Annotated in this window: 13 protein-coding genes; 3 read left to right on the plus strand and 10 right to left on the minus strand. The window is 62.7% G+C overall.

The features are described 5' to 3' along the window. Positions 1–62: 62 nt before the first annotated feature. The gene (locus tag B5E65_RS12630; RefSeq protein WP_087172126.1) at positions 63–701 is read right to left on the minus strand and encodes a lactate utilization protein; all 639 of its coding nucleotides are present in this window, start codon (positions 699–701) and stop codon (positions 63–65) included. A 191-nt stretch (positions 702–892) separates the two neighbouring features. Between B5E65_RS12630 and B5E65_RS12635 the strand changes: the two genes are divergently transcribed. Continuing rightward, complete coding sequence (locus B5E65_RS12635) at positions 893–1,702, plus strand: thioredoxin domain-containing protein (RefSeq protein WP_143403025.1); 810 nt, start codon at positions 893–895, stop codon at positions 1,700–1,702. An 88-nt stretch (positions 1,703–1,790) separates the two neighbouring features. Here B5E65_RS12635 and B5E65_RS12640 read toward each other — a convergent pair whose 3' ends face one another. From B5E65_RS12640 to B5E65_RS12680, 9 genes are all read right to left on the minus strand, one after another. Then, positions 1,791–3,155 carry a hypothetical protein gene (locus B5E65_RS12640; protein ID WP_087172128.1) on the minus strand — a complete coding sequence of 455 codons (1,365 nt, stop codon included), beginning with the start codon at positions 3,153–3,155 and terminating at the stop codon, positions 1,791–1,793. Next, on the minus strand, positions 3,145–3,660 hold the full coding sequence (locus B5E65_RS12645; protein ID WP_242957552.1) for a sigma-70 family RNA polymerase sigma factor: 516 nt from the start codon (positions 3,658–3,660) through the stop codon (positions 3,145–3,147). The genes B5E65_RS12640 and B5E65_RS12645 overlap by 11 nt, the downstream gene beginning before the upstream one ends. A 254-nt stretch (positions 3,661–3,914) precedes the next feature. After that, on the minus strand, positions 3,915–5,354 hold the full coding sequence (gene proS / locus B5E65_RS12650; protein WP_087172129.1) for a proline--tRNA ligase: 1,440 nt from the start codon (positions 5,352–5,354) through the stop codon (positions 3,915–3,917). Between the two features lie 91 nt (positions 5,355–5,445). Next, positions 5,446–5,676 (minus strand): acyl carrier protein, encoded by a 231-nt coding sequence (gene acpP, locus B5E65_RS12655; protein WP_087172130.1) that lies wholly within the window; start codon positions 5,674–5,676, stop codon positions 5,446–5,448. Positions 5,677–5,895: 219 nt separating this feature from the next. Continuing rightward, entirely contained in the window at positions 5,896–6,885 is a 990-nt protein-coding gene (locus tag B5E65_RS12660; RefSeq protein ID WP_087172131.1) for a diaminopimelate dehydrogenase, read from the minus strand. Positions 6,886–7,032: 147 nt separating this feature from the next. Then, the gene (locus B5E65_RS12665; RefSeq protein WP_087172132.1) at positions 7,033–7,416 is read right to left on the minus strand and encodes a hypothetical protein; all 384 of its coding nucleotides are present in this window, start codon (positions 7,414–7,416) and stop codon (positions 7,033–7,035) included. A gap of 234 nt (positions 7,417–7,650) precedes the next feature. Continuing rightward, the gene (gene gpmI / locus B5E65_RS12670) at positions 7,651–9,171 is read right to left on the minus strand and encodes a 2,3-bisphosphoglycerate-independent phosphoglycerate mutase (RefSeq protein WP_087172133.1); all 1,521 of its coding nucleotides are present in this window, start codon (positions 9,169–9,171) and stop codon (positions 7,651–7,653) included. Between the two features lie 117 nt (positions 9,172–9,288). Continuing rightward, positions 9,289–10,056, minus strand: a complete 768-nt coding sequence (gene tpiA, locus B5E65_RS12675; protein WP_087172134.1) for a triose-phosphate isomerase — start codon at positions 10,054–10,056, stop codon at positions 9,289–9,291. An 87-nt stretch (positions 10,057–10,143) separates the two neighbouring features. Then, on the minus strand, positions 10,144–11,352 hold the full coding sequence (locus B5E65_RS12680) for a phosphoglycerate kinase (protein ID WP_087172135.1): 1,209 nt from the start codon (positions 11,350–11,352) through the stop codon (positions 10,144–10,146). A gap of 199 nt (positions 11,353–11,551) precedes the next feature. Between B5E65_RS12680 and B5E65_RS12685 the strand changes: the two genes are divergently transcribed. Continuing rightward, positions 11,552–11,944 (plus strand): BlaI/MecI/CopY family transcriptional regulator, encoded by a 393-nt coding sequence (locus tag B5E65_RS12685; RefSeq protein WP_087172136.1) that lies wholly within the window; start codon positions 11,552–11,554, stop codon positions 11,942–11,944. Positions 11,945–11,947: 3 nt separating this feature from the next. After that, positions 11,948–12,205, plus strand: a 258-nt coding sequence (locus tag B5E65_RS12690; protein WP_206406311.1) for a hypothetical protein, incomplete at its 3' end; no start/stop codon positions are given.

Below are 12,205 nucleotides of genomic sequence, written 5' to 3' on the forward strand. Positions count from 1 at the left end.
TCTGTATACAGACAAAACAAGGCCCTGCCGCAAAAGCGGCAGGGCCTTGTTCCTTGTGTTTCTCAGAATCCCAGAGGTTCGCCCACAAACAGCACCTTGACCCGGTCCGGATCCCGCTGGAAGGCCGTGATCAGGGCGTTGCAGCAGATGCGGGCGGGGGAGTGGCAGTTCTGGCAGCGCCCGCTCTCGGCGCAGGGGGTGTCGCAGTTCAGCCGGACGGTGTTGGCCGGGGCGGCGATGGTCTGTACCCGGGCCATGGCCTCGTCCAGATCCCGCACGATCTTGTTGCAGCCCACGATCACCAGCACATGGGCCGGGCCGAACGCGATGGCGGCCACCCGGTTGGAGTTGCCGTCCACGTTGTACAGCTTGCCGTCCTCGGTCACGGCGTTGCTGCTGGTCAGGTACCAGTCGGCACTGAAAACCTCCCGGTACAGTTTGCCGATCTCCTCCGGGCCGTTTGCCTTGCTCCGGTCCAGATAGCGGTAATCGCCCTGGGCCAGCAGATCGGTCACGCCGCACTCGCTCAGGGTGGCGGAACCGCCGTGAGATACGCTGCACCCGGCGGGCAGCATCTCCTTGACAAAGGCGGGCACCTGGTCCGCCCGCTCACAATAAAAGGCCTGCATCTGGTTGCGCTGCACCGCGGCCATGGCCCGGCGGATGCGCTTTTCCATCACCGATTGTACTGCTTCGTTCATTGCTTTCTCCTCCCATTCTGTGCGGGTATGCCCGGCGCGCGGCGGGGCACACTGTTCCTGGAGACACCGGTTTGCGGTCAAACCCGGTAAACCTTGTATGATTCCATTATAGCAGATGGGTCAAGATGGTTGACAGAAAGGCGGGAGTGTGTAGAATGAATAAGAGAGTATATTTTTCGGAGGTGCCTTCCGTGCCCAAAAAATTACAGGCGGGGGACCAGATCCCGCGCTTTACCTATGACAGCCCTTACCAGCCTCAGCTGCCTTTTTATGATCTGCTGGATGCGGACACGCCCCTGTTTGTGGTCTTTATGCGCAACTTCGGCCATCCCATCACCCGGCATTATGTGATGGAGTATATCCAGGACAAGGACAAGCTCACCAGCGCCCGGCTGGCCTGTGTGGTGCGCACCGATCCCCATGTGATCGCGGGCGCTATCCCGGAAGAGCAGATGCCCTTCTCCCTGATCTGCGACGCGGAAGGGGTGCTGTATGAGCACTTCTGCGTGCCCAGCACCACCAGCTGGTTCCGCAGCCATTCCCTGACCGCGCTGCGCATCCTGAAAGAGGCCCGCAAGATGGGCTACAAGGCGGTGGAGGGGGAAACCTACCAGCTGCCGCTGACCCTGCTGATCGGCCGGGACGGCACCGTGCTGATGGCCCATTACGGCCAGAGCCTGACCGACCTGCCGGAGAACTGCGCCGCCCTGGAAAAGGTGGCCAAGGCTGTGCTGGACGCCCGGCGCCGGGAGATGGAGAAGCAGAACAAACGTGCTGCCCGCCAGGAAGAGGCGGAGACCGACGAACCGGAAGCGGAGAAATGGACCCCGGAAGAGGACGCGCCCGAAACCGCTGTCCTGCCAAAGGAACAGCCGGCACCGGCGGAGGAGACACCCATCGTGCCGGAAGCCTCAGAGGAAGAACCCGCACCGGAGAGCGACCGGCACAAGGAACTGTCCCAGGCAGCGGCGCTGCTGTTCGGGGATGGCAAGGACGAGTAACTCTGAAACCAGAAATGAAAAACGCCCCGCGGCGCTGCCAATCCGGCTGCCGCGGGGCGTTTTCCATCAAAAGAGGAGATCGTTGTTTTCAGTCGTTCCAGACCACAGGCTGCCCGGACAGGGTGACCGTGGCCACCTGGCTGGTATCCACCGGCGTGCGGAACAGCATCCGGTAGACAATGTTGCCCTGGTCGTCGGTGCTTACCGAGGAGGAGATGAACTCCGGCTGGGTGCCGTCCTGCAGGATGACTACCGGGGTCAGGTCGAGGCTGTCGGCGTACAGTTCGCCGTTGCCCTCAATGGTGATGCCCAGGCTGGACAGGGAGACCTGCTGCAGCTGCCAGCTGCCGGTGTCCAGATTGCAGCTGCCGGTACGGTCGGCGTGGGCGGGTTCCAGTTCAAAGGTGACCTGCCAGCCCGCATTGCTGGCCACGGTGCAGTTCACACCGCTGGCATACAGCTCCCAGTCGGCCGGGTCGGCGTCCTGGGGCAGGGGCAGCACATATTCCCGGGTGCCGCTGCTGAATCCGGCTTCCGGCTCATCCAGTGCCACATCCAGCACGGCCTGGCCGCTCTCTTCGCCATCGGCGTTGGCCAGGCTCAGGTTCACGCTGCAGAACCGGCCCAGATCCTCGTCCTGACGCAGCTGGATGTGCAGCGCATTGTCCACAACGCCTACCGCCTGCACGGTCAGCCAGTCCAGCCCCTCCACAGGATAGGAGAACTGCTGCTTGAGCACCGGCAGACTGCTGCTTTCCACCTGCTGCTCCAGCTTTTGGTCGCCGGGGCCGTTCAGCATGCCCCAGCCATGGTCCAGGGTGGGGTAGGACAAAGCGGGGGTGGGCTGCAGTTCCGCCAGTTCAGCCACCGTCCAGCCGGTGGGGGTGGGCGGGTAATACTCGATGCCGGAGGAGAACGCCTCCACCCGCACCGTAACCTTGTCGCTGGTCACATCCTCGCCGGTCAGGCGGAACATGGCGCTGCCGGTCTCGGGATCGTAATCCACCTGTTCGGCATGGGCAAAGGACGCGCCCTCCAGATGGTAGTTCCACAGCTGGGTGTTTTCCTGAATGCGGCCCTGGCCGGTGGTGTCCCGCAGGGTCAGATAGACGACCGCTGTGTCCTCGCTGCGCATGGAGGCCAGCACCTCCATACGGATGCCGTCGGCCTCGCTGACCTGGTTGACAGGCTGCAGGAAGGACAGGGTCTGCCGCCCCAGCACGGCCAGCTGCTGGGCCAGCCCGGGCGAGGTGGCCAGCACCCCGGCACTGAGTACCAGCGCCACGGCGAACACCGCGGCCACGCTCAGCGCACGCCGGGCGATGCTGCGCCGGTGTACCCGAAGCGGTTCGGGGCGGCACCGGGCCAGGATCGCGGCCTTTTGCCCGGGCGAAAGGGCCACGCCCGAAAGGCCGTCTTCGACAGCCTTTCGGATGGATGTATCAGAGATCATCACGGGGCACCTCCTCCAGTCGTTTTGCCAGTTGTTCGCGGGCGCGCCGCAGCCGCACGCTCACCGTGCTTTGGGGTGCGTGCAGAAGCTGGGCAATCTCGCCCACCGAATACTGGTGATAGTAATGCAGCAGGACGACTTCGCGGTATTTGGGTTTCAGGGCCAGCACCTCGGCCAGCAGGCGGCCGCTCTCGCTGCGCATGGCTTCCGGAGAGGCCAGTTCGGGGTATTGCTCCACCAGATTGACCTTCTTGTGCCAGGCGCTGCGCAGATAGTCTTTGCAGACATTGGCCGTCACCCGCATTACAAAAGCCTTTTCCGAAGCAGGGGAGTCCTCCAGCGGGCGGTAGCTCTTGTAGATCTTCAGGAAAGCATCCTGCACGGCGTCCTGTGCCAGGTGTGCGTCGCCCAGATAGGCACAGCAAACACGCAGCATGGCGTCACCATACTGATCCACAAGGCGTTCCATCTCCTCGGCACGCAGGCCGGCCTTTGCAGCGAACAAGTTTTCACATCCTTAACGCCTTCACCCAAACAACGATTGAGGGGGCAGAAATATTTCAATTTTGTCACCGGTCCGTTACAGTTTGTTTACAAGACGGCATCCGGGCAAAAAAGGCCGCGGAAAGAGCCTTTCCGCAGCCCGTCTCTATGATTATAGCCGATTGTCCGGGTAACTGCAACCGCGGCAAAACAGGAAAAACAAAACGCCGCCGGGCAATTGCCGCGGCGGCGCTGTATTTGGTTTTGGCGGATGGCTTAGTAGGCTTTGCCCCAGTAGACCATCACCTTGGCAGGCTTGCCGCAGCAGGGGCACACATCGCTCAGCTGCTCCTGCTCAAACGGCATGCACCGGCTGGACAGGCCCGCTTCTTCCTTCATCTTCTCCTCGCAGGCCTCGTCGCCGCACCACATGGTCTTGATGTAGCCGGTGTTCTCGGCGGCCAGCTTCTTGACCTCGTCCAGGGTGGTAGCGGCCCAGGTGCGGGCTTCCCGGTTTTCCAGCGCACGCTGGTACAGGTTGGCGGACAGCTCCTCCAGCAGGCGGGGGATCGCGGTCTCCAGCTCATCCAGGGATACGAAGGTCTTTTCGCGGGTATCGCGGCGCACCAGCACACACTGGTTCTTCTCGATATCCTTGGGGCCGATCTCCAGGCGCAGGGGCACGCCCTTCATTTCCCACTGGCTGAACTTCCAGCCGGGGCTGTTGTCGCTGTTGTCCAGCTTGACACGGGCAAACTTGCGCACGCGGGCGGCCAGCTCCTCGGCCTTCTCGGTCACGCCGGGCTTGTGGGCGGCCACCGGCACGATCACCACCTGATAGGGGGCAATGGCCGGGGGCAGGATCAGGCCCTCGTCGTCGCCGTGGGTCATGATGATGGCGCCCACCAGACGGGTGGATACGCCCCAGCTGGTCTGATGGGGGTACTGCAGCTGGTTGTCACGGCCGGTGAACTGCACATCGAACGCGCGGGAGAACCCGTCGCCGAAGTAGTGGCTGGTGCCGCTCTGCAGGGCCTTGCCGTCGTGCATCATGGCCTCGATGGTGTAGGTGGCTTCGGCGCCGGCGAACTTTTCCTTGTCGGTCTTCTTGCCCTTGACCACCGGGATCATCAGGTACTTCTCGCAGAAATCCGCATAGGTGTTCAGCTGCTGCAGGGTCTCCTCCACGGCCTCCTCGGCGGTCTCGTGGATGGTGTGACCCTCCTGCCACCAGAACTCACGGCTGCGCAGGAAGGGACGGGTGGTCTTTTCCCAGCGCACCACGCTGCACCACTGGTTGTACTTCATGGGCAGATCCCGCCAGGAATGCAGCACGTGGGCAAAGTGGTCGCAGAACAGGGTCTCACTGGTGGGCCGCACGCACATGCGCTCTTCCAGCTTCTCCGCGCCGCCGTAGGTAACCCAGGCCACCTCGGGGGCAAAGCCCTCCACGTGGTCCTTTTCCCGCTGCAGCAGGCTTTCCGGGATAAAGATGGGCATGGCCACGTTCTCATGGCCGGTAGCCTTGAACATCCCGTCCAGGATGTGGGTGATGTTCTCCCAGATGGCGTAGCCGTAGGGACGCAGGATCATGCAGCCCTTAACGGTGGAGTAGTCCACCAGCTCCGCCTTGAGGCACACGTCGGTGTACCACTGGGCAAAGTCCTCGTTGATGGGGGTGATGGCCTCCACCAATTTCTTTTTCTGTTCGCTCATCCGATAACTTCCTTCCGGTGCAAATCTCTCGTCAAAAAAGCGGGCCCCGCGCCAAGGCGTGGGGCTCGCCGGGTGTCGATCGGCACAAAAATCAGGTGTGGTCCTCGACGAAACGCACCACGTCGCCCACCGTGTGGAAACTCTCGATGGCGTCGTCCGGCACTTCCACCTCAAACTCGTCCTCCAGCGCCATTACCAGATCCACCAGATCCAGGCTGTCAGCGCCGAAGTCGTCCAGGATGTTGCTGTCCATGGTGATCTCGTCGGGCTCGATATCCAGCTGCTCGGCCAGGCAGGCGCGAATCTTCTCAAACGTATCCATGCTATGAACTCTCCTTAACAAGCTATTCCGGCCGGGATCACGCCGCGCAAAGCCGCGCTCCGGGCCAAATCACTATACTTTTTATAGCTTATCTGCAAGGGGATGTCAAGGTTTATTTTGGGCATCCGGCCACAATTCGCAGAAAATTCGTCCGCGCCCCCATACCAGGGTCCGACGGGGCCGCAGAACCGCCCCTCAGACGGGTGCGGCAAGGCCTTTTTACAGCAGGGTGCGGCGCAGGGTCTCGCCGTCTTCCGGGCGCAGCAGGGCCGGGGCCACGTCAAACACGGTGGCCGCGCCGGTATGGCCGGCGGCGTTCATCCGGGCGGCAGCCCGGGCGTAGGCCACCAGCACGCTGGAGGTGAATTCCGGATTGGAGTCCAGCTTCAGGCTGTACTCGATCACATGGGTGTTGGGGGCGGCGGCATCACCGGTGGTGCCGGTGCGGATCACGCAGCCGCCGTGGGGGATGCCCTTGTGATCCCGGTCCAGCTCTTCCTGGCTGATGAAGTGCACGGTGGTGTCATAGTCGGCAAAGTAGTTGGGCATGGTCTTGATCTCATTCTCGATGCGGGCGGTATCCGCGCCGGGCTTGGCCACCACGTAGCACTCCCGGGTGTGCTTCTGCCGGGTGGTCAGTTCCGGCTGGGCGCCGCTGCGCACCGCCTCCAGGGCGGCGGGCACCGGCACGGTGTACTGCCGGGCGTCCTGCACGCCCTCAATGCGTCGGATCGCGTCGGAGTGGCCCTGGCTGACCCCCTTGCCCCAGAAGGTGTAATCCTTGCCGTTGGGCAGGATGGCGCCGGCGTACAGCCGGTTCAGCGAGAACATGCCCGGGTCCCAGCCCACCGAGATCAGGGCGGTGGTGCCCGCCGCCTTGGCCGCCGCGTCCACCGCGGCAAAGTGCTCGGGGATCTTGGCGTGGGTGTCAAAGCTGTCCACCACATTGAACCACCGGGCCATGGCCGGGGTCTGTACGGGCAGATCGGTGGCGCTGCCGCCGCACAGAATCATCACGTCAATTTTGTCCTTCCAGCTTTCCACATCGCTGGCGGCCACTACCGGCACGCCGGGGGTGTGGATGGTCATGGAAGCCGGATCCCGGCGGGTGAACACCGCCGCCAGTTCCATATCGGGGTTTTGCGCCACGGCGTACTCCACGCCGCGGCCCAGATTGCCATATCCCAAAATACCGATTCGAATCGTCATACTCAATTTCCCTCCCTGATTGTTCTGTGCACGGCAAAAGCGCCGTGCCGCATACACTTTATTATAGCACATCACCGCCCGCCGGGGCAATAAAAATGCCCGGGGCAGATGCCCCGGGCACGGAGAGGAGGGCCGGCGGGCAGAAACTCAGGGTTCCTCCAGCCGGGTGATGAACTGACAGTACACATACAGATTCTGCAGCTTGGTGGCCTCGTTGCCGTAGACGGTCTGGATGCTGGGCTGGGTCTCGGAAGGGGTCACATAGAACCGGAACGCGATCGCGTCCTGGCCCGGGGCCAGCTCGCCCACCGGCAGATAGTGGAAATTGCTGATGGCGATACCGGCGTGCTTGTACAGCAGCTGCTCGATCTCCGGATGGGAGAAGCAGCGCAGCACATCTTTCTGGCCGTGCATCTCCACAATCGCGCGGACCTCTTCAAACGAGATTTCCTGGAACCGATAGGTTCCGCTGTGCAGCAGTTCCAGCGCGGACGAGTTGTCCACCAGCAGCAACGCTTTGGATGAATTCATACCTCTCCCTGCCTTTCTGAAATAAAGTGTGCTTCTATATTCAGAATACGGCCTCGACAAAGGATTGTCAATTATTGTTAAATGAATAACGGTTATGTGAAATAAAACCGTCACATGGTACAAAAATATAGCGTCGCTTTCGTGGGATAAAAATGGGCAAACGCCACGGTCTGCCACAAAAAACGGGGGAGAGACACCCGGTCTCTCCCCCGCTGGCATGTGCAGGAAAACAGCTTATTCCACGATGCTCTTGCCGGTCATCTCCTCCGGCTGGGGCAGGCCCATCAGCTTGAGCATGGTGGGGGCGATGTCGGCCAGCACGCCGCCCTCGCGCAGCTTCACATCGCCGGCGCCGGCCACCAGGAAGGGCACCGGGTTGGTGGTGTGGGCAGTAAAGGGCGCGCCGTCCGGCTCGTACATCTGGTCGGCGTTGCCGTGGTCGGCGGTCAGCAGCACCTTGCCGCCGGCGGCCAACACCGCGTCGATCACCTTGCCGGCGCAGGCGTCCACCGCCTCCACCGCCTTGACAGCGGCTTCAAACACGCCGGTGTGACCCACCATGTCGCAGTTGGCAAAGTTCAGGATGATCACGTCGTACTTGCCGCTCTCGATCCGCTTCACGCACTCGTCGGCCACCAGGTAGGCGCTCATCTCGGGCTGCAGGTCGTAGGTGGCAACCTTGGGGCTGGGGATCAGCGCCCGGTCTTCGCCCTCGAACGGGGCCTCCACGCCGCCGTTGAAGAAGAAGGTCACATGGGCGTACTTCTCGGTCTCCGCGATGCGCAGCTGGGTCTTGCCGCACTTGGCCAGGTATTCGCCCATCACGTTGTGCAGGCTCTGGGGCTTGAAGGCTACCTCCACGTTGGGCATGGTGGCGTCGTACTGGGTGAAGCAGACGTAGTTCACCGCAAAGCGGCCGTTGCGGCGCTCGAAGCCGTTGAACTCGTCGTCCACAAAGGTGCGGGTGATCTCACGGGCGCGGTCGGGGCGGAAGTTGAAGAAGATCACGCTGTCCCCCTCGGACACGCGGCCGCCCTCGCAGGTCACGGCCGGAACCACGAACTCGTCGGTCACACCGGCGGCGTAGCTCTTGGCGATCACTTCGGCGGGGGTGCCCTTCTCGCCCTCGCCGTACACGAAGGCGGCGTAGGCCTTTTCCACACGATCCCAGCGGTTGTCACGATCCATGGCGTAGTAGCGGCCGGTCACCGAAGCGATCTTGCCCACGCCCAGTTCGTCCAGCTTGGCCTGCAGCTCTTCCAGGTAGCCCTTGCCGCTGTCGGGCGGCACGTCGCGGCCGTCCATGATGGCATGTACGTAGATTTCCTTTGCGCCCATGTCCTTGGCCATGTCCAGCAGGCCGAACAGGTGCTGGATGTGGCTGTGCACGCCGCCGGCGCTCAGCAGGCCCATCATGTGGATGGCCTTGCCGTTCTCAATGGCGGCCTTCATGGCATTCACGATGGCCTCGTTCTGGCGGATGGTGCCGTCCTGAATGGCCTTGGTGATGCGGGTCAGTTCCTGGTACACAATGCGGCCCGCACCGATGTTGGTGTGGCCCACCTCGCTGTTGCCCATCTGGCCGTCGGGCAGGCCCACGTCCATGCCGGAAGCGCCGATGGTGGTGTAGGGGCAGCTGGCGAACAGCTTGTCCAGGTTGGGGGTATTGGCGGCCACGATGGCGTTGCCGTAGGCTTTGCCAGGCACCCAGCCGAAGCCGTCCAGAATGCAGAGCATCAGGGGTTGTTTAGCCATAAGAGAAGATCCTCCTTAAAACAGGTGTGGCGCGGGCTGTGCAGCCCGCAAAATGCGAACAGGCGCCGCCCGCCCGCAGGGCAGACGGCGCCTGAACAAACAAAGGAAAAAGGGCGCTTACTTGCTGGCAGCCTTCACGATGGCGGCAAAAGCGTCCGCCTTCAGGGAGGCGCCGCCGATCAGGCCGCCGTCCACGTCGGGCTTGGCAACCAGCTCGTCGGCGTTGCCGGCGTTCATGCTGCCGCCGTACTGGATGGTGGTAGCCTTGGCCACGGCCTCGCCGTACACTTCGCCCAGCACCTTGCGGATAGCCGCGCAGACTTCCTGGGCCTGGTCGCTGGTAGCGGTCTTGCCGGTGCCGATGGCCCAAACGGGCTCGTAGGCGATCACGATGTTCTTCATTTCCTCGGCGGTCACGTCACGCAGCGCGATCTTGGTCTGCATGCGAACCAGTTCCTCGGTAACGCCCTGCTCACGCTGGGTCAGGTTCTCGCCCACGCAGACGATGACCTTCAGGCCGGCGGCCAGAGCAGCGCGGGTGCGCTTGTTCACGGTCTCGTCGGTCTCGGCGAAGTACTGGCGGCGCTCGGAATGGCCGGTGATGACGTATTCCACGCCCAGATCCACCAGCATGTCGGCGCTGATTTCGCCGGTGAACGCGCCGCTCTTCTCAAAGTGCACGTTTTCCGCGCCCACATGGATGTTGGTGCCGCGGGTCTTCTCCACGGCGGTTACCAGGCTGGTGAAGGGGGTGCAGATGACCACTTCGCAGTCAGCGTCCTTCACGGCGGGGATCAGCTCGTCGATCAGGGCAGCGGCCTCGGTGGCGGTCTTGTTCATCTTCCAGTTGCCGGCGATAATGGCCTTGCGATTGGCTTTATCCATGATGCAGTCCTCATTTCTTTATAATGTATAGGGCATGTTACGCCAAAATGCAGCGACCCGGAACCGGGCCGCTGCCGGAATGATATATCAGGCGTTCTGGATGCAGGCGATGCCGGGCAGCTCCTTGCCCTCCAGGTACTCCAGGCTGGCGCCGCCGCCGGTGGAGATATGGGTCATCTTGTCGCCAAAGCCCAGCTGCATAACGGCAGCCGCGCTGTCGCCGCCGCCGATCACGGTGGTGGCGTCGGCCTCGGCCATCGCCTCGGCAACAGCCAGGGTGCCGGCGGCCAGGGTCGGGTTCTCAAACACGCCCATGGGTCCGTTCCACACAACGGTCTTGCTGGCCTTAACAGCGTCCGCAAACAGCTTGCGGGTCTCGGGGCCCACGTCCAGACCCATCATGTCGGCGGGAATCGCGTCGGAAGGCACAACCTTGGTGTCCACCGGCCCGTCGATGGGATCGGGGAACGCAGCGGCCACAACGGTGTCCACAGGCAGCAGCAGCTTGACGCCCTTGGCCTCGGCCTTGGCCATCATTTCCTTGCAGTAGTCAACCTTCTCCAGGTCAACCAGGCTAGTGCCCACTTCGTAGCCCTTGGCCACCAGGAAGGTGTAGGCCATGCCGCCGCCGATGATCAGGGTGTCCACCTTCTCCAGCAGGTTGCTGATCACGTTCAGCTTGTCCGCAACCTTGGCGCCGCCCAGGATGGCGGTGAAGGGACGGACAGGATCGTTCACGGCGTTGCCCAGGTAGCGGATCTCCTTCTCCATCAGGTAACCCACAGCGGTGTCCTTGATGTAGTCGGTCACGCCGGCGGTGGAGCAGTGAGCGCGGTGAGCGCTGCCGAAAGCGTCGTTTACGTAGGCGTCGGCCAGGCTGGCCAGATCCTTGCTGAACTCGGGCAGGTTCTTGGTTTCTTCCTTGCGGAAGCGGGTGTTCTGCAGCAGCACCACGTCGCCGTCCTGCATGGCGGCCACGGCGGCCTTGGCGTTGGCGCCCACGACCTCGTCGTCATTGGCGAACACAACCGGCTTGCCCAGCAGCTCGCTCAGGCGCACAGCAACAGGGGCCAGGCTGAACTTCTCCTCGGGGCCGTTCTTGGGCTTGCCCAGATGGCTGCACAGGATCACCTTCGCGCCGTTGTCGATCAGCTTCTGGATGGTGGGCAGGGCGGCCACGATACGGTTGTCATTGGTGATGACGCCCTCCTTCATCGGTACGTTGAAATCGCAACGAACCAGAACGCGCTTGCCCTTTACGGCCAGCTCCTCAACAGTCTTTTTACCTAAACCCATGTTACATTCTCCTCTCAGCTCATAATAGGTCTGAAACCGGCCTCGGGGGCCGGCATGGGATACCTGCACTTATTATAATCAATCAGGCCGGGATGTGCAAGGTCTTTCGGGTGAAATCCTTAACAAGCAGGGGTTGACAAGTATCTTCCACAAGCGTAGAATTAAATTGCAACCACAAGTGTGGAAGGAGGTGTACCGCATGGCGGAACTGAAACGCCTGCCGGACGCGGAGCTGGCGGTGATGCAGGCGCTGTGGCAGGCCGGCCGGCCCCTGACCCGGCCGGAACTGGAAACAATGCTGGCCCCGGCCCATGCCTGGGCCCCCACCACAGTGCTGAACCTGGTGGCCCGGCTGGAGGGCAAGGGATTTGTAACCCGGCACAAGGCTGGCCGGGGGCATTTGATTGAACCGCTGGTCACCCGTCAGGAGTATCTGGCGGTGGAAAGCCGCAGCGCCCTGGAGCGGATGTTCGGCGGCAGCGCCCGCAATCTGGTGGCGGCGCTGCATCAGTGCCACGCCCTGTCGAAAAACGAGATCCGGGAATTATCCGACTATCTGGACGAGTTGTCTAAGGAGGAAACGGAGGGCTGATTTATGCAGACCTGGCTGCTTTCCCTGTTGAGTATCGGGCTGGGCGGTTCGGCGGCGGCGGTTGCTGCGCTGGCGCTGCGGCCCTGGCTGATGTGCCGGTATACCGCCCGCTGGCGGTGCCGGCTGTGGGGTGTGCTGGCGGCGGTGCTGCTGGCCGGGCCGGTGCTGCTGGCGCTGCCGCTGCCCCAACTGCCCGCGGCCCCCGGCTGGCGGGTGACCCTGCCCGCCCCGGAAACTGCCCCGACAGACCGGGTGTCGGCG

The organism is Gemmiger sp. An120 (assembly GCF_002160955.1).
Taxonomy (GTDB): Bacteria; Bacillota; Clostridia; order Oscillospirales; family Ruminococcaceae; genus Gemmiger_A; species Gemmiger_A avium.

Excerpts from the sequence above, each read along its gene's own strand:
- B5E65_RS12630 (WP_087172126.1), bottom strand. The coding sequence starts at position 701 with ATGAACGAAGCAGTACAATCGGTGATGGAAAAGCGCATCCGCCGGGCC.
- B5E65_RS12640 (WP_087172128.1), bottom strand. The coding sequence starts at position 3,155 with ATGATCTCTGATACATCCATCCGAAAGGCTGTCGAAGACGGCCTTTCG.
- proS (WP_087172129.1), bottom strand. The coding sequence starts at position 5,354 with ATGAGCGAACAGAAAAAGAAATTGGTGGAGGCCATCACCCCCATCAAC.
- acpP (WP_087172130.1), bottom strand. The coding sequence starts at position 5,676 with ATGGATACGTTTGAGAAGATTCGCGCCTGCCTGGCCGAGCAGCTGGAT.
- B5E65_RS12660 (WP_087172131.1), bottom strand. The coding sequence starts at position 6,885 with ATGACGATTCGAATCGGTATTTTGGGATATGGCAATCTGGGCCGCGGC.
- B5E65_RS12665 (WP_087172132.1), bottom strand. The coding sequence starts at position 7,416 with ATGAATTCATCCAAAGCGTTGCTGCTGGTGGACAACTCGTCCGCGCTG.
- gpmI (WP_087172133.1), bottom strand. The coding sequence starts at position 9,171 with ATGGCTAAACAACCCCTGATGCTCTGCATTCTGGACGGCTTCGGCTGG.
- tpiA (WP_087172134.1), bottom strand. The coding sequence starts at position 10,056 with ATGGATAAAGCCAATCGCAAGGCCATTATCGCCGGCAACTGGAAGATG.
- B5E65_RS12680 (WP_087172135.1), bottom strand. The coding sequence starts at position 11,352 with ATGGGTTTAGGTAAAAAGACTGTTGAGGAGCTGGCCGTAAAGGGCAAG.
- B5E65_RS12685 (WP_087172136.1), top strand. The coding sequence starts at position 11,552 with ATGGCGGAACTGAAACGCCTGCCGGACGCGGAGCTGGCGGTGATGCAG.